The 16288-nt window shown below is 48.8% G+C and carries 11 protein-coding genes; 2 read left to right on the forward strand and 9 right to left on the reverse strand.

Annotation, left to right across the window (positions count from 1 at the left end):
• Nucleotides 1-282 precede the first annotated feature (282 nt).
• The 3 genes from Undi14_RS15355 to cysC form a co-directional block, all read right to left on the reverse strand.
• Nucleotides 283-1353, reverse strand: coding sequence for a sulfotransferase (locus tag Undi14_RS15355; RefSeq protein ID WP_200181352.1), 1071 nt, complete (start codon nucleotides 1351-1353; stop codon nucleotides 283-285).
• 78 nt (nucleotides 1354-1431) lie between these two features.
• On the reverse strand, nucleotides 1432-2433 hold the full coding sequence (locus Undi14_RS15360) for a DHH family phosphoesterase (RefSeq protein WP_200181354.1): 1002 nt from the start codon (nucleotides 2431-2433) through the stop codon (nucleotides 1432-1434).
• Nucleotides 2434-2437: 4 nt separating this feature from the next.
• Nucleotides 2438-3133: an adenylyl-sulfate kinase gene (gene cysC / locus Undi14_RS15365; RefSeq protein WP_200181356.1), complete on the reverse strand. Its 696-nt coding sequence runs from the start codon at nucleotides 3131-3133 to the stop codon at nucleotides 2438-2440.
• Between the two features lie 1201 nt (nucleotides 3134-4334).
• Between cysC and Undi14_RS18480 the strand changes: the two genes are divergently transcribed.
• Nucleotides 4335-6050 carry a DUF1566 domain-containing protein gene (locus tag Undi14_RS18480; protein WP_200181358.1) on the forward strand — a complete coding sequence of 572 codons (1716 nt, stop codon included), beginning with the start codon at nucleotides 4335-4337 and terminating at the stop codon, nucleotides 6048-6050.
• 67 nt (nucleotides 6051-6117) lie between these two features.
• On the opposite strand, the gene Undi14_RS15375 is transcribed toward Undi14_RS18480, so the two are convergent.
• From Undi14_RS15375 to metE, 3 genes are all read right to left on the reverse strand, one after another.
• Nucleotides 6118-7875, reverse strand: a complete 1758-nt coding sequence (locus Undi14_RS15375) for a hybrid sensor histidine kinase/response regulator (protein ID WP_200181360.1) — start codon at nucleotides 7873-7875, stop codon at nucleotides 6118-6120.
• Nucleotides 7876-7884: 9 nt separating this feature from the next.
• On the reverse strand, nucleotides 7885-8550 hold the full coding sequence (locus Undi14_RS15380; RefSeq protein WP_223826893.1) for a response regulator transcription factor: 666 nt from the start codon (nucleotides 8548-8550) through the stop codon (nucleotides 7885-7887).
• 316 nt (nucleotides 8551-8866) lie between these two features.
• The gene (gene metE / locus Undi14_RS15385; protein ID WP_200181362.1) at nucleotides 8867-11143 is read right to left on the reverse strand and encodes a 5-methyltetrahydropteroyltriglutamate--homocysteine S-methyltransferase; all 2277 of its coding nucleotides are present in this window, start codon (nucleotides 11141-11143) and stop codon (nucleotides 8867-8869) included.
• A 99-nt stretch (nucleotides 11144-11242) separates the two neighbouring features.
• Here metE and Undi14_RS15390 point away from each other — a divergent pair, with 99 nt between their 5' ends.
• Nucleotides 11243-12130, forward strand: coding sequence for a LysR family transcriptional regulator (locus tag Undi14_RS15390; RefSeq protein WP_200181364.1), 888 nt, complete (start codon nucleotides 11243-11245; stop codon nucleotides 12128-12130).
• Between the two features lie 11 nt (nucleotides 12131-12141).
• On the opposite strand, the gene Undi14_RS15395 is transcribed toward Undi14_RS15390, so the two are convergent.
• From Undi14_RS15395 to Undi14_RS15405, 3 genes are read right to left on the reverse strand one after another with little or no spacing between them, the layout of a single operon-like run.
• Nucleotides 12142-12642, reverse strand: a complete 501-nt coding sequence (locus Undi14_RS15395) for a hypothetical protein (protein ID WP_200181366.1) — start codon at nucleotides 12640-12642, stop codon at nucleotides 12142-12144.
• Nucleotides 12639-13853 (reverse strand): sialidase family protein, encoded by a 1215-nt coding sequence (locus Undi14_RS15400; protein WP_200181368.1) that lies wholly within the window; start codon nucleotides 13851-13853, stop codon nucleotides 12639-12641. The genes Undi14_RS15395 and Undi14_RS15400 overlap by 4 nt, the downstream gene beginning before the upstream one ends.
• A 19-nt stretch (nucleotides 13854-13872) precedes the next feature.
• A complete protein-coding gene (locus tag Undi14_RS15405) occupies nucleotides 13873-16254 on the reverse strand; it encodes a TonB-dependent receptor (protein ID WP_200181370.1) in 2382 nt (793 codons plus the stop codon).
• Nucleotides 16255-16288 lie beyond the last annotated feature (34 nt).

The following is a 16288-nucleotide window of genomic DNA, read 5'->3' on the forward strand; positions in this document are numbered from 1 at the left end:
CCGACATTCTCTGAGTTTTATGGGCTCTGTTGAGGCTCGGACACTCAAATTTCCAGCTGTCAATGCCTTCGCTGCGTGTCTTTATCTTCTGATTTTCCAAACGCCATCGTTTGCCTATGCGCTGATTTTCTACCGCATTAAATATGCGTGATTAATGGGCAAAAAGGTCATTGACATCGTATGCACCTGACGGTGAATTAAATGGCGAGAGGAATATAGAGCAAGCGCGCATTGAATGAACATTTCCTTGTGCCCTTTATCCCCCCACGCGCAAGTTTTTGGTCATGCCTGGGCAGAAAGCCGCTGGCTAAGGTTCTGCAAATAGTCAGCGCGAAAACGTCTCAAAACATAATCTTTGAAGTTATTGTTTTTTAACGTCACCCAGGCAAGTTCACGTTTCTTGCCTGACTCCTCTTTTGCTTTCATTAAGTCGTCGTTGTTCAACTCCGCACAGGCAGGGGTCATCAATTCATAGGAATATAAGTGCATATAGTCTTTGCATACAGTTTCAATGACCTCTATTTCATCCAAGCTTAATTGCTGTTTAAACTTGTCTTTATTGGCTAATAACGGTGGGAAGCAATTGCTTTCCCATAATGCGGATAATTGCGCTATCTGTTGCGCCTCATTCGAGTGCTCAACATCTAACATTGCAGGAATAAACTTTATCTCAAAGAATTGACATATTCTCCGCAATACCGCTTCTTGATTCAATAAAAAGTCTTCATAACGTATGGTGAGAGTTCTCTCCGGATACAGAGTAATGATTTCTCTGGCTAGTCTGTGAGCATTTGCCCAAGCCATGGCATTCAGTGTCGAGTCGTAATCGTGAATAATGGCACGATTCATAGAGGCAACTTGCGCACGTGGATCTCGTACTACATTCAGAAACAGCATGTTTGGAAATAGCACCATTAGCTCTTTGGCATATTGCACACTGTCTAATGATTTATCCATTACAACTGTTGCGTGATGTTGTTCTCCAGCCCGTAAAAGTAGCTCCCATAGTATCCGATGGACACTGCGTGTTTGATATCGTATTGATTCAAAAATATCGACTGGATCAAAAACAATATCCCGCCATTTGACCATGCTGGCGGACTGCAAACCGATCAGATCGACGACTAAACGAAAATAATTTTCATCGTTTTCCAAATCGCCATAAAGTGGAACTAAAGGCATAAAATCAACAATGTGCAATGGGTACGGTGAATAAAATTCCGGGCTGTTGTTCAGTCTTAAGCGTAATGCATGACTGCCACAGCGACGCAATGGAATCATCAGAACGGGCCTTGGTCGTTTCGTGTCATGGTCGCTCGTTGTATTTTCTTGAATTTCGTCTCTGACAGTCATCTCATTCTCCTGAAAAGAGTTAATTAAAACCAACAAAATGCCGTTTTATTGCTAGCTCAAACTCTGAGCAAAATGCAGTTATTCGAAGTTTTGATGAGGCTCAAAATAAGCGAAAAATTCTTTTCTGAAATTCTCAAAATCATTGCCTTTAAGATGGTTGATGCCCGCTGCTAATGAGCGCCCGCCACCCGTGGGAAATTGCACGCATAAGCCGCTGGCAGGTTGCTTTTCAGGTTGAGCTGAGCGCACGCTTACCACATAACCATCTGTAAATTTTGGTGTTAATACTGCAAAGGACTGGTCTTTTGCCTGCGTTTTCAATTGATTTGCAAATAACCCTGATACTCTTCTTGCCCAAGGTTCATCAGGCAAGACATAGATGGAGGCTAGCTTGCCCGTATATGTGGGACGTATTTGCTGAGAAAAAACACTGTCTTCAGCGTATGCGGATTGAAGCTTGGGGAAAGATTGTGAACAATGAATAAAATCATCGACCTCATTGTAGGTATGAACATCCTGATAAAGTACCGCGGGGTGAATGTGCAAATCGCGAACGTCTTCGCCATAAGCATTGTAGTTAAGCAGCGAACCCAATTCGCACATGTTTTGCATTTGCACTTCACTAAACCCGTGTTCTTTCGCTAAAGCGCGACCGACATCAAATAAGTTGTCGCCAAATGCCGCAACGATCGCCCACGCGATGTATTTTCCTGACAGGTGCTTGTTGACCAACAAGCTGGAACATACGTCGCTACTATCATTCCAAAAAAAAGTCAGATTAGGATGTTGTATGGAGTGATGCGCAGTGTGATGATCAAAATAGACAATCTTTGCACCGGCCTCCAAATGACGCTTCAACGCCACAATGTTGGCATCTATTGAAATATCCAGCACCGTTATCAGATCCCCCGATTGGGCTTGTACTTGCTCAAGTAATTGGATATCCCTTTTTACGCCTGTCACTAAAATTGCATCTCTTGGTGTATCGAGTCTAAGCTGATGCAAGGCACAAATGCCGTCAGCGTCGCCGTTAAATACGTCAAATGAAATCTGAGCTCTAACTGGGGGCAGGGACATCATTGCCTCAGCAAGTAAAATGGTGGGCGACGAGATACTGGTACAGAATTTCCGCTATCTCATCTACTGTCTGCAGTTCTGTTTTAATTTCGATGCGGGGATTTTGTGGCATTTCATACGGAGCCGAAATGCCGGTGAATTCTAAAATTTCACCTTTACGCGCTTTCGCGTATAAGCCTTTAGTGTCCCTCCGCTCGCATACCTCAGTCGATGTATTTACGTAGACTTCGACAAATCGATGCGGACCGATAATGTCTGCTGCCATCATCCGGTCCGCGATCAAAGGCGATATAAATGCTGTGATGACGATTAATCCCGCTTCATTTAAAAGATGTGCTACCTCGGCTGCCCGTCGAATATTTTCTCTTCTATCCTCGGGAGAAAAACCCAGGTCACTATTGAGGTGATGGCGCAAGTTATCGCCATCGACAACAAATCCACAATGCCCCCGATCCAATAGAAGTTTTTCTAAAGTATAGGCAATCGTCGACTTACCAGCTCCGCTTAATCCCGTGAGCCATATCGTTGCAGGATGTTGTTGCAATAAATCTGCTCTTTCATTTGCGCAGACAACGCTAGAGTGCCATGTCACATCAATGGCATGTGGTTGTGGGCGCTCAACAAAGCGACCAAAACTGTTTCTTGCATCACGCTTGGCGTCGGGACTTAATTTTTCAATCTGACTTTCAGGATGGACTTTCATTGCGTACTCCTTTTGCAGAAAAAGGATGAATAAAAAATTGGCGAATTCTAAGATGAAGTGCGATTGATTATTGCCGCTGACGAATCATTAATTTTTTACGTCAATTCAGTGCATTTCGCGATGAAACGCTTAGGTAATTGAAATTGATCTTTGATTTGTTCTGAAAAGGGGGGGGCTTGCTGCTGTGTCGAGCAAAGATAACGGATGAGTTGATTTTTTAGTGACTCTGCGTGCCTGCTCTCATTCAAGGTAAGACCTGCGGTCCTTGGTAAGCGTCGCTCTAGATGTTTGTATGGGAGGATTTGCTTTTTGGGCCGAGGAATCTGGTTGAGGTAACTCACAACCAGAACAAGAATTGGCCGTATGAACATGAAATCAAGGTAGACACCGATACTTGAACGTATTGTCACTTTCGTATTCTTGATATTCATAACTTCTCCAAAACTAATCTAACGAAATAGTTCAGAACACAGTCAATCAACCAGCTTGATTCATTCGTGAGTCCAGCATATTGGGAACGGTGACGCGTCTTTTCATCAATAAGACGTACTAAATGAGGTAAGAAAATAAATCTGAATAAATTGCCACAATAAAACCAATCGGTAGTTCAATAAGTTGGATTAAAAGCATTGTTGCATAACATAGTAAAAAAAGTACTAACTTTATTTAATTTTCTTCTAACAAAATTAAGAGAGTGACGATTGTTTCAGTGCATGGGTGTTCTTACTCATGTCGTTGCGCGCCTCGCTGACAGATGCAGGCAGAGGGGCATAACGTAAAAACGCACAATGAATGCCAAGGAAGTGGGGCATGTAAGATGTATTTTGTTAATACTTCAATACTCCAGCAGACACAGTTGCAGGTGCAATTGATATGAAGGTGTGCCAGATAGTTTTTGAGACCGTTTATTTATTGCGAGTTGCACTATGTAGAAATCAGGTGATCCGGTAAAACTCGGTCAAGCAAATTGTTCGCTTTTTAGTCTTCATTGATTTCGCCATTGCTCATCGATAGAGTCATATAGAGCCAGTTAGTCTGAACAGACTATATGACCGATGTATTTAACACTTTATCATCTCGCTATTTACAGTTCGTCATGTTGGTGAGTTGCGAAGTACTTGATTTCTATCTGGATCAAAAAATTCTCTCAGCGGTTGCAATTGCCTCATTGGCGGGCTAGACACATACAGGGAGAATGCAGTTGATCATCCGATCTTATATTCATATCGATAAAAAATTACTGGTAACCGTATTCGCCGCAATGTTCCTGACTGCTTGCGGCGGCGGTAGCAATGGTGTTGCTACCGATGCTACGTCGGTGACGCCAGCGACCCCACAGGTGATCGCAAAAAATGTTGTCGCATTCGCCACTGTAAATTCTGCGCCAGTAACTGCCTGCGCCAGCGGTGGCATCACTGTTCAATCCGGGGTTGATATCAACGGAAACGGCGTTTTGGATCAGAGCGAAGTCAGTAATACGCAATTTGTTTGCAACGGCGTTAATGGAACAAACGGTACCAACGGCACCAATGGCACCAACGGTACGAATGGTAAAAATGGCCTCAACGGAGTTAATGCCCTGATCGCTACTACGGTCGAGCCAGTCGGAAATAATTGCCCCAGCGGTGGTTCCAAAATCAGTTCCGGAGCGGATACCAATGGCAATGGCCTTCTCGACAGCACAGAAGTGACTTCGGTTTCTTATATCTGCAACGGCCTCTCTGGCAGCGATGGTACTAACGGTAAGAATGGCACCAATGGCACCAATGGCACCAATGGCACCAACGGTACTAATGGTACTGATGGCACAAATGGATCAACTACATTAGTCAAAATCGTTGCCGGTGTTGCCGCCAACATCTGTCCCGCTAACGGTAATCAGATACAGTCTGGCCTCGATCTGAATAACGACGGTATATTGCAGTTATCGGAAGTCACCACGACGGCTTATGTATGTAACGGAGCAACAGGGGCAACAGGGGCCACGGGGGCGACTGGCGCAACCGGTAGCGATGGTTTAACGACATTAGTGACGACGGTTACTGAGCCTGCCGGAGCCAATTGTACCAACGGCGGCAGCAAAATAACTTCCGGTCCGGATGTTAATCGTGACGGCAATCTTGCTGCGGGCGAGGTAACATCGACCACTTACATCTGCAACGGTGCGACAGGTGCTACCGGATCTACAGGGCCGACCGGGCCAACAGGACCAACCGGCCCAACCGGCCCAACCGGCCCGACAGGGCCTGCTGGTCCTTCAGGTCGCCTCAATTGGGTGACTACAACGGATGCGAGTGTGCAGGCAGCGACCAATAGTGGATATATCACCAATAACGGCAGTACCGGCGTCGCCGTCATGCTGCCAACGGCTCCCGCCATCGGTGACCAGGTGCAGGTTATAGGTTTAGCAGCCTGGACGCTGATCCCCAATTTCAATCAGACCATTATTCAGAATATGGCAGGTACAGGTGCGGTGACGGGCGGAGGCTTGTCCGGTGCTTTAGGCGACTCTGTATTGCTGCAATACGTCGGTAACAATACGTTTATGGTGACTGCCTTTGTAGGGCATATTAATTCGATCAGCAGTGATATCTTTGCTCGCAACGGCGTGATCTGGACGCCGCCGACGTTTAATATTAATGGCGCCTATACTTGGGCGGATGGCACGACCTATTGCACGAATACGACATTTGGTGGTTTAGGCGGCTGGCGTTTGCCAACGTCCGCTGAACTGGTCTCGCTTGATAACTTTGGCGTGAAGGGTACACATGGCTGGCCTTCAACTGCGGGCAATATGTGGACGTCAGACATCGATCCCAGCTATGCGAACTCTTATGGTGTCGTCGCGTTTACTTATGGAGTGGCAGTCTACCAGTCAGCAGTGAATCACCTCTTTGTGGCTTGCGCCCGGTCGTGATGTCCCGATCGCCTGAGCATGGTTTTGCTGATAGCCCATTGTGAAGATATAACAAGGCGAATTAAAGTTATTGCTCCTGACTTGTTGGCAGGAGTAATGACAGTTCTTTATACAGCAGTAATGGCGATACCGGCTTGTGCATTAATGGCAGGCCGGTCGCTGCAGCTTCGCGTAAGCGTATCGGCGCAGTATCTCCGGTCACCAGAATCGCTGGTATCTCTGTTTTGCAAACACTGCGTATCGCCTGAATTACATCGGTTCCTTTACAGTGATCGCGCAGGCGGTAATCGCTGATAATCAGGTCTGGCGGGTGACGGCGGGCGAGTACGAGACTCTCTTCTTGCGATTCAGCGAGATCGCAGTGACATCCCCATTCTGCCAATACCTGTGCCATTGCCTGACGCACGATCGCATCATCATCGACGACTAACACCCGGGCGTACAATTGCGGTATCCTTAGTGGCGCCGTACTGATGTCATCGTCCAGCACGGCAAGCTGTGTCAGCGGCAGACTTAATTTGAATACGCTGCCGCGCCCCGGGCGAGATGCCAGTTGCAATTCAAGTCCAAGCAAATCCACCATTTTTCTGACGATTGCGAGTCCCAGCCCCAGGCCTTTCTGCCGGTCGCGTTCGCTATTTCCCAGTTGCTGAAATTCACTGAAAATATTCTCAAATTGCGAGGAGGCTATGCCGATGCCGCTGTCCCACACTTCCAGATTCAGTCGCGATTGATGTTTTCTGCACAGGATCAGCACGCCGCCGTGATGCGTGTAACGGATCGCATTTGAGACAAGGTTTCTGAGAATTAACTCAATTAATGCAGGATCGGAATGAACAACTGCATGAGTTTCGGGACTGCGGTAGAGCAGCCCTTTGGTGTTTGCCTGCGGTGCCAGTTCATTCTCTATTTTGCTGAGCAATGTTTGCAAACGGAATGCTCGCGCTTGCGGCTCAACCACACCAGCCTCAATGCGTGAGTAGTCGAGCAAGGTGTGCAGCATCTCGGTAGTAGCGTTGGTTGCTGAGCTGATGCTGTTGACCAGCTCACGTTGATGTTGCGATAAATTTGTCGTCTGCAATACTTCCAGAAATAAACCCTGCGCATGGATGGGCTGCCTCAGATCATGACTCGCGGCTGCCAGAAACTGCGATTTTTCTGCATTCGCCCGCTCAGCGGCGGCGAGCGCCTTCGCTGCTTTTTCCGACGCAGCACTCAGTTGTTGAATCAGATCCAGATTGTCGAAACGCAATTGTATGGAGTTGCGCACCGTACGCGAAGAATTATATGCCTGACCCATCAGCGTCACGACATACAGTGCGACGGCAATGCCGATAGCCCAATAGGCAGGATCGTTGAGGGAGATGACCGCATAAACGATAGAGCCAAGTTCACACACAACGAATACAACAAACACCGGTAATACCGGTGACAAGATCGACATCGAATTAGCAGCAATGCCTGCCAGCACCGCTAATATCAGCACGCTTCCAGCATTGGTGGAAGTAGACAGGCTCAGCCAGGCTAATGAACCCCATATCGCACCATCCATTGCGTGCAGCAGCATCAGCCGTATTTTCAGTGCAGCCGTCTGATCGAGGTGAATTCCACGGCGGATGATGCGTTTTGCGTCATACACGTCAAACAGTTTCGACGCACTGACCGCGATCAGCCATATTGCCAGACTAAGTTCATTGCTATGATTTTTCAGCGTCAGATACAGGATCAGCGCAACCAGAATACCGGGTAAGGTCGAGCTGCCGAGATTCTTCATCAGCAACAGTTGCAGCTCGCGCTGTATATTTTTTTCGACGACGCTGACCATTTTGATCACTCAGTTCACCAGACCTTTGCGGCGTGCCGCGAATGCGGCTTCAGAGCGATTCGATACCTGTAATGTCGTCAGCACCACCTGCACATGACAGCGCACTGTGTTTTCCGACAGATCCAGACGACGCGCAATCAGCTTGTTTGATAAACCCTGACAGACCAGATCCAGAACCTCGTATTGACGCGGGGTCAGCAAAGGCTTTGCAGCGTTTGCTCTGGTTTTTTCCTGCATCTGTTGCGCTGACATTTCCGCATCGTCTGCTTCACCGCGGAGGACGCTGAGGATCGCCGCGAGAATATTGTCAGCAGTGTCGCCTTTCGAAATAAAACTGCGTGCGCCACGTTCACGCGCCAGCTGTGCGGTTTCGGGCGCATCGTCTGCAGACAGAACAAGCACTGGTGTCTCCGGCCATTTTCTCTTCAGTAAGGCAATGCCTTCTAGTCCGTTGAGTCCTTGTAATTTGATGTCGAGCAAAATCAAGTGAATATCTGTCAGATCAACCCGCATGGTTTCTTCCAGCGATGCCGCTTCCAGTACACTGACGTCTTGTAAACCGTTGCAAATCAAGGCTCTCAGCCCGGTGCGAAACAAACTGTGATCGTCTATCAGTAGTATTTTTGAGCTTAACATGGAGGGTAATAAGATTGCTTCATAGCCAGATTTTGCCATGATTGACCGTATGCAGGGGAATAACTCGCCCTGCGGCGTCATTCGCATGCGCCGCAGGGCCGTATGTATTGCGGGTGCAAGCAGATTGCGTCTTTCTGATGTGACTTTGCAGACCAGTAAAATCCAGATTGGATACCCTAATAAAAATAAGCCTCGTGGAGGCTTTTTGTTCTGTGAGGCACGTATTTATTAAGGGATGTCGTTCAACGGTTGTCGTTGTGGAGAAATGACGATGGGTGAGCTTCTGCTGCTCCAGTCACACACCAGTCACACACCAGTCATGCGCCAGGCTCGTTGAGCCTGGCGATGGTGAAAATTACGCTGCCTGGCGTAATTGTTTTGCCGCTGCCACCATGTTTCTGAGGGCGGGGATGACTTCTTCCCAACTGCGGGTTTTTAAGCCGCAATCCGGGTTCACCCATAAGCGTTCTGTGGGAATGCGTTCTGCCGCTTTGCGCATCAGTTGCACGATGTGTTCCTGCGCCGGAATGTTGGGCGAGTGTATGTCATAGACACCGGGGCCGATTTCATTCGGGTAACTAAAGTGGTCAAATGCGTCGAGTAATTCCATATCCGAACGCGATGTTTCTATGGTGATGACATCGGCGTCCATCGCTGCAATAGAGGCAATGATGTCGTTGAATTCGGAATAGCACATGTGCGTGTGTATCTGTGTTTCGTCGCTGACGCCATTGGCGGCAATGCGGAACGATTCGACTGCCCAGCGCAAATAGCTGTCCCACTCAGTGCGTCGCAATGGCAAGCCTTCGCGCAGCGCTGCTTCATCAATCTGAATAATGCGCACGCCGCTTTTTTCCAGATCCAGCACTTCCTGTCGTATCGCCAGTGCGAGCTGGTAGCAGGATACCGAGCGCGGTTGATCATCACGCACGAAAGACCAGTTGAGGATAGTGACGGGGCCGGTCAGCATTCCTTTCATCGGTTTTTCCGTCAGTGACTGTGCAAATTTAATCCAGTCCACTGTCATTGGTTTCGGGCGGTGGATGTCGCCAAATAAAATCGGTGGTTTGACGCAGCGTGAGCCATACGATTGCACCCAGCCGAATTCACTGAAAGCATAGCCTTCCAGTTGTTCGCCAAAGTATTCAACCATGTCGTTGCGTTCAGCTTCGCCATGCACAAATACATCCAGTTCCAGCGCTTCCTGTTCTTGCACGCAGCGGGCAATTTCGTTTTGCATGAATGTTTTGTAGCTGGCTTCGTCGAGTTGCCCAAGACGGTAGCGACTGCGCGCCTGACGAATCTCTGGTGTCTGCGGAAATGAGCCTATGGTGGTCGTTGGAAAGGCGGGCAGTTGTAAACAGGCAGATTGTTTTTTTGCGCGCTGTTCGTAATTGCTTAGCCGTTGTCCCAGGCTGGCGTTGATGTCGGCAACGGCGGCTTTGACGGCTGGGTTGTGCACGAGGGACGAGTTTTTTCGGCTGTTGATGGCTGCGCTGTTGGCGACCAGTGCATCTTGTACTGACACACGGCCTTTGTTCAATGCCTGTGCGAGGATATGCAGTTCATCGAGTTTTTGTTGAGCGAATGCCAGCCAGTATTGAATATGACTGGCCAGTTTGTTTTCACTGCGCAAATCAACCGGCACATGAAGCAGAGAGCACGAGGGTGCTATCCATAAGCGTGACTGCAATACGCGGTGTATCGGTTCCAGCCATTCCAGGGTTGCGTGTAAATCGGTTTTCCAAATGTTGCGACCATTGATGACGCCCAGTGATAACACCATGCTATCCGGTAACAAGGTTTGCAGTTGTTCCAGCTCATGCCGCGCATTGATCGCGTCAATATGAATGCCGTCGACAGGTAATGCACATGCGAGGCTGAGGTTCTCTTGCAGATCGCCAAAATAGGTCGTCAACAACAGTTTCAGTTTGCGCGGAGCCAGCGCCTGATACGCTGTGGTGAATGCCTGTTGCCATGCCGGATCAAGCTCGGTCACCAACACCGGCTCATCGATTTGCACCCACTCCACACCTTCGGCTGCCAGCGTATCCAGCAGTTGTGCATAGACAGGCAAGAGCTTGGGCAGCAAGGCCAGTTTGTCTGATGCGTCTTTTGTTTTTCCCAGCCACAGATAACTGACAGGCCCGATGATGACGGGTTTCGCCGTTACGCCAAGCGTAGCCGCTTGTCTGATCTGCTTCAGCAGGCGCGAGGCATCGAGGGAAAAAGTCGTCGCCGCATCAAATTCCGGGACGATGTAGTGATAATTGGTATCAAACCATTTCGTCATTTCACCCGCATGCACGCAATGGCATGCAGAGTCCTGCGCTGAGCGTCCACGGGCAACGCGGAAATAGTTGTCCAGCGTATTGCCTTCATGATGACGCACGCGGGCCGGAATATTCCCCAGCAGGAAACTCATATCGAGCACCTGATCGTAAAACGAAAAGTCGCCGACCGGAACAAAATCCAGCTGTGACTGATGTTGCCAATGGCGTTGCCGTAACAATGCGCCAGTGTCTTCGAGCTGGGTCTGAGATAAGTTTCCTTTCCAATAGTCTTCTAAAGCGAACTTCAGTTCACGTTTTGCGCCTATGCGTGGAAAGCCGAGATTGTGTGTCGTAACCATATAACTCCTCATGTGTAGGAGTGCATGATAGATAATTTAATCCATGAATAATAATGGTATTATTTAATGAATTGATTATTAATATTCATGGAATAAAATATGCTGGAACGCCTTCATCTGACACTGATACGCGAGGTTGATCGCCAGGGCTCATTGACCGCAGCAGCGGACGTACTGTGTCTGACGCAATCGGCGCTGAGTCACACGGTAAAGAAAATGGAAATGTTTTTGGGGACGCCAGTCTGGGCGCGTGAGGGGCGGCAATTACGTCTGACGCAGGCTGGCCAGTATTTACTCGGTCTGGCAAACCGCTTGTTGCCGCAGTTTGAGTATGCCGAAGAAGTCATGCGGCAATATGCAGAAGGTGGCCGAGGCACCTTGCGGATTGGCATGGAATGTCACCCTTGTTATCAATGGCTGCTGAAGGTGGTGGCGCCGTATCTGAGTCGCTGGCAGGATGTCGATGTCGATGTGAAACAGAAATTTCAATTCGGCGGCATTGGCGCTTTGCTGAATGATGAAATCGATCTGTTGGTCACGCCTGATCCCTTGTATAAAACCGGCTTATTGTTCACCCCGGTTTTTGATTATGAGCAAGTGTTGGTCGTGAGGCGCGAACACAGACTGGCCGGAAAAAAATATGTTTCCCCCAACGAGTTACTGGAAGAAACGCTGATTACCTATCCGGTCGCAATTGAACGCTTAGATATTTATAAGCAGTTTTTATTGCCAGCGAACTGCGCCCCTAAAAAACATAAAACCATAGAAACAACCGACATCATGTTACAGATGGTTGCCAGTGGCCGGGGTGTAGCTGCATTACCGGGCTGGCTGGTGGCGGAGTACGCCAGCAAAATGCAGATCGCACAAGTCCGTTTAGGTAAGCGGGGAATCGCGAAACAGATTTTTCTGGGCGTGCGGGAAGCGGATACAGAAATCGATTACCTGAAAGCGTTTATCACCCTCGCAGGAGAGATTGTGCATTGAGCGGGGAAAGTTTATTTTGCCTGATGCTGCTGCCGGAAAAATTTTTGAATGTCATCCGTTTTGATGACGCCGGATAACGCGGTGCGCTCACCTTTTTCATTAAACCAGTAGCTGCGGGGCATTTCGCCATGCCATTTGGGATCGACTGAGAAACGCAATCTTTCCGGCGCCTCTTCGCCGAATGCCCAGGCATCTTTGCTCAGACCAAATTCGTTTAACTTTTGCTTCATCAGGCTGGCATTCTGCTCATCCAGTATTGAATCTGTTCCTATCGTGATGACCCGGACATATTTATTTTTCTTTTTACTTTGTCCCAGCGTTGCCAGACTTGCCTGACAGAATTCGCAATCGAGTGACCAAACCACCAAAACGAATGCTTTTCCTTTCTGACTTTGCAGTAGCTGGTGCATGCTGTCTGATTTGAATTCCTGTAATGGTGTCGCATGGCTTGATGTGGCGATGAGCAGTAAAGACAGTGCAAGCAGTTTCAGTGTTTTCAAACAGGTTTTCATTTTTTGCTCCCGAATGGAATAATTTGGATACCTTCATTTTGTGTACGCCACACCAGCGCAGGTCCAGTTGGCGTGGCGAGTAAATGTGGTTGATCCGAATTGCCCAGTGTTTTGGCGATGCTGAGGTCTTGCCATGTGTTACCGGCGTCATCTGACCGCTTTGCCAGTATTACACTGGCATTACCATCAAATTGTTTCCAGGCGATGGCGACGGTGTTGCCGGTGACAATCACATCCGCGTGCTCCGCCTGCGCGTTACCCAACCGCATTGGTTCGTTGAGTGTCCCTTTGGAATTTGTTGCGGCGTAAAAAACACCCCCTTCGTCAGCTTTGACGTTGAACCACGTTTGATGGCGTTGTCCTTCATGATCAAAAGCGACAGATGGCCCGTGGTGCGGACATGCATCGATGCGCCATTCATCAAAGGTGGTGCGTATCAACGGCGCAGTATGACCATCGGCGTTTAATTCACTCAGCGCGTGATCGCGGAAATTCGGCTCGAATACATGACGCCACATCGCGACGGGCTTTCCCGCCGGATTGAGGGCTAAGGCGATGCGGCAGCATTCGCAACTATGTTCGGCCAGTTTGTAATCCGCTTGGAAACTGGCCCCCTGATCTGTAGAAACGCTGTAGTAAATCGCTGCACCAGCGTATTTTTCTTTCTTTGCCCGGGCTGCTTCTGCATCGCGTTTATCTATCCAGGCGATAAAAATGCGACCGCTTTTATCGACGATCATTGATTCAAAGCGGTGCGTGATTTCATCGCGATTGCTATGTACCGTGATGGGGGGAGAAAAACTACGTCCGCCATCGACCGAGCGCGCAAAACGAATTTCACCTGTGTACGGTTTGCTTAATGGCTTGGTGTAAGCAACATAGATTTCTCCCTTCGTTCCAAAGGCCAGCTTGGGACGATTTTCACCATCAGCAGAAATCGGCTCAGGCTGGGATTGCACTTTTATGGCGGGCGACCATGATTTTCCCATGTCCGGTGAATACTGCAGGACGACATAACCGGCAGCCCCTTCGCCTGTGCTTTCTTTGGTCGCGACCCATAACTTGCCCTGCGAATCAAATGCGGCAGATGTTCCTAGTTCTGCTCTGGCAGCTTTGTGTTTGCCGTGATTCATCTGGGCATGTGCCACGGCAGGTAAGAGTGTCCACAGTGCGAGTGCACTGGCAAAAAATAAGCGATGGGCAAGTGTCATGATGAGCTTTGGCGTGATATTAATAATCAAATTTCATGCTGGCAAAGAACGTACGTTGTGGATAAGGATTCGGATTCACATAGTACTTATAGCTACCGATGTTATTGATGCCGACAGAGCCCGTCCACTGGCGCGCCAGTTTGTACTGGAGTTTTGCATCAAACACGCTGTATTTGCTCACCGCACCATACACGTCAGGGTTAATGTCGTTGTATTGTTTGGTCGCGGTGTTAAAAAGCGCATTGTGTTGATGCCCGCTGTAGCGATAGCTGAGACTGTACGTCAGTCGTTCGTTCGCGTGGTATGTCGCCACCATCGTCGCCCGCCATGCAGGTATGCGCGGCTGATCGGTATCAACTAATCCCGGATTGCGGCTGTTGGCAACGATGGTCGAATTGGTGTAAGTCACGCTGCCATTCAGGTCTAGCCCATTGACCAGCGCATCATTGAGTCCAAGCACCGCCTCGATGCCATACGTACGCACTTTATCGACATTCTGAATGCTGGATATGTTAGGTATAACTGTGGTGTCGCTTTGCGAGATCAGGGCGTCACGCTTGTCTTCAAAAAAGAAAGAAGTCCGCAAGCTGCCTTTGCTCAGATTGGTTTCGGCGACGAGCTCTGCCGAGCGTACTTTTTCCGGCTTCAGATTCGGGTCATTTTGTTTGACATTGTTAGGCAGATTAATCACCTGAAATATTTCAGCAACGGTCGGATAGCGTACTCCTTGTCCGAATGATGCGCGGTAAGCCCAGTCTTTACTTGCCTGATAAGAGATCGATAGTTTGGGTGAAAAATCGTTGCTGGTGCGGCTGGCATAATTCATTTGCTGGTATGCGGGTACATTGGCGGCATTGAAGTTGCTGCCATCATAGGCTTTCCATTGTTCCAGGCGGCCACCAACAACCGTTTTCCATGTTGGCGTAATTTGCCAGGCATCTTGCAGATAGACTGCTTGTGTTTGTGTCTTGCCAAAAGAGTTGGAACTCGGCGTTGCGGCCGGATCGCCGCTTAACCAGTCATTCAGAATAGTCGATGTCACCGACTTTAATTCGTAGCGATCAAAGTGATAGCCAAAACTCAGGCGGTGCGCGCTCTTCAGATCGCCGCCGGGACGGTATTCGCTGCGTAAATCCAATGTCGTCCAGCCTGTACCATCGCCGGTTGTGATCGTGCCGCCCGGTCTGCTATTGCCTAATCCAGAATCGTACAAATTAGCTTTGTTAGCAGCAGTGAGCGAGTTGTCTTTACGCTGATCGTACAAGCTGGCAATCACCTCCCAATCCCAGGCACCTCTGGTGCTGCTTTTCAGCGAGAGCCCGTGCATGTAGTGTTCGCTTTCGCTGTAGCCGGGAGAGGTACCACTCAGTGTGTAGTAACTGGTATCTCCATTGAATTTCACATACTTTCCTGCGCCGCTGCTGCTGGTGTTGAATACCGCGTTGCCGCTGGCATCACGCAGATAATTGCTGACATAAGTAGTTGACTTATTTTGCCATGTTCCCAGCGTATAGCTGGCGCGTAGCTCCGGTGAAATGTCGTAAGCAAGTTTGAGCGTGGCATTATCCTGTACTGTTGCATCAGCGCCGATGGCGCTGGTAATGATGCGCGGATTGCCACTGGTATCGATGTCACGAATTTCACCGCTGACATTGGTGAACGCTGGTGTGCCGGTAACGCTGGCTTTCGTTGCAGCACCAAAGGTTTGAGGTTGGCCATTGTTGTCGAGATGATCGACATTCACCAGCCATGACCAGTTGTTTGATTTACTGCCTATCGACAGACTGCCGTGTGTACCGTTATAACTTTGATCAGTACCGTAAAGTTTAAAATTTTGTTTGAACACATCTAGTTTCGCATGCGCTTCAAAGCGTTCTGGCATACGGGTGGACATCAGCACGACACCACCGGCAGAGTTACCCGGATACAGGGCAGAGAATGGGCCGTACAAAACATCAATGCGATCAATTTCTTCTGGCGCGACCATGCCCCAGCGCGGCGCTGTACTGTAACTATTGTTCAGAAAATTCGAGAGCAACAGATTATCTGCATACACGGTTGTTTGCGCGCTGGCGACAGAGCTGTTAACTCGCATGACAAGGATGCCGTTGCGGTCGCCTATGTAGCGTTCGCGCACATGGGTACTGGGCAGGTAATTCAATGCCTCAGCGGTGGTAATAGCATTGATGTTTTCCGCAATTTGCTTAGCAGTGATCGATTCCTTTGTGCCAGAAGTGATAGCTCCGGCTAACTTATTACTTTGTACAACGACTTCTTGAATTGAGCTCTCAACACTGTTGGTGTCAGGCGTTGATGAGTCTGCGGCAAAGGCAGTAGCGTGAGAAAAAGCAGCGATGATGGCGAGATGTAAACGACGTTGAAGAAATAATGGGTGTTGCATATTCAGACTCTGATGTAATCCCGGCAAGGGATGG

Origin of the sequence: Undibacterium sp. 14-3-2, assembly GCF_016595265.1 — a bacterium.
Classification (GTDB): domain Bacteria; phylum Pseudomonadota; class Gammaproteobacteria; order Burkholderiales; family Burkholderiaceae_D; genus Undibacterium; species Undibacterium aquatile.

Excerpts from the sequence above, each read along its gene's own strand:
- metE (WP_200181362.1), bottom strand. The coding sequence starts at position 11,143 with ATGGTTACGACACACAATCTCGGCTTTCCACGCATAGGCGCAAAACGT.
- cysC (WP_200181356.1), bottom strand. The coding sequence starts at position 3,133 with ATGAAAGTCCATCCTGAAAGTCAGATTGAAAAATTAAGTCCCGACGCC.
- Undi14_RS15380 (WP_223826893.1), bottom strand. The coding sequence starts at position 8,550 with ATGGCAAAATCTGGCTATGAAGCAATCTTATTACCCTCCATGTTAAGC.
- Undi14_RS15395 (WP_200181366.1), bottom strand. The coding sequence starts at position 12,642 with ATGAAAACCTGTTTGAAAACACTGAAACTGCTTGCACTGTCTTTACTG.
- Undi14_RS15405 (WP_200181370.1), bottom strand. The coding sequence starts at position 16,254 with ATGCAACACCCATTATTTCTTCAACGTCGTTTACATCTCGCCATCATC.
- Undi14_RS15400 (WP_200181368.1), bottom strand. The coding sequence starts at position 13,853 with ATGACACTTGCCCATCGCTTATTTTTTGCCAGTGCACTCGCACTGTGG.
- Undi14_RS15375 (WP_200181360.1), bottom strand. The coding sequence starts at position 7,875 with ATGGTCAGCGTCGTCGAAAAAAATATACAGCGCGAGCTGCAACTGTTG.
- Undi14_RS15355 (WP_200181352.1), bottom strand. The coding sequence starts at position 1,353 with ATGACTGTCAGAGACGAAATTCAAGAAAATACAACGAGCGACCATGAC.
- Undi14_RS15390 (WP_200181364.1), top strand. The coding sequence starts at position 11,243 with ATGCTGGAACGCCTTCATCTGACACTGATACGCGAGGTTGATCGCCAG.
- Undi14_RS15360 (WP_200181354.1), bottom strand. The coding sequence starts at position 2,433 with ATGATGTCCCTGCCCCCAGTTAGAGCTCAGATTTCATTTGACGTATTT.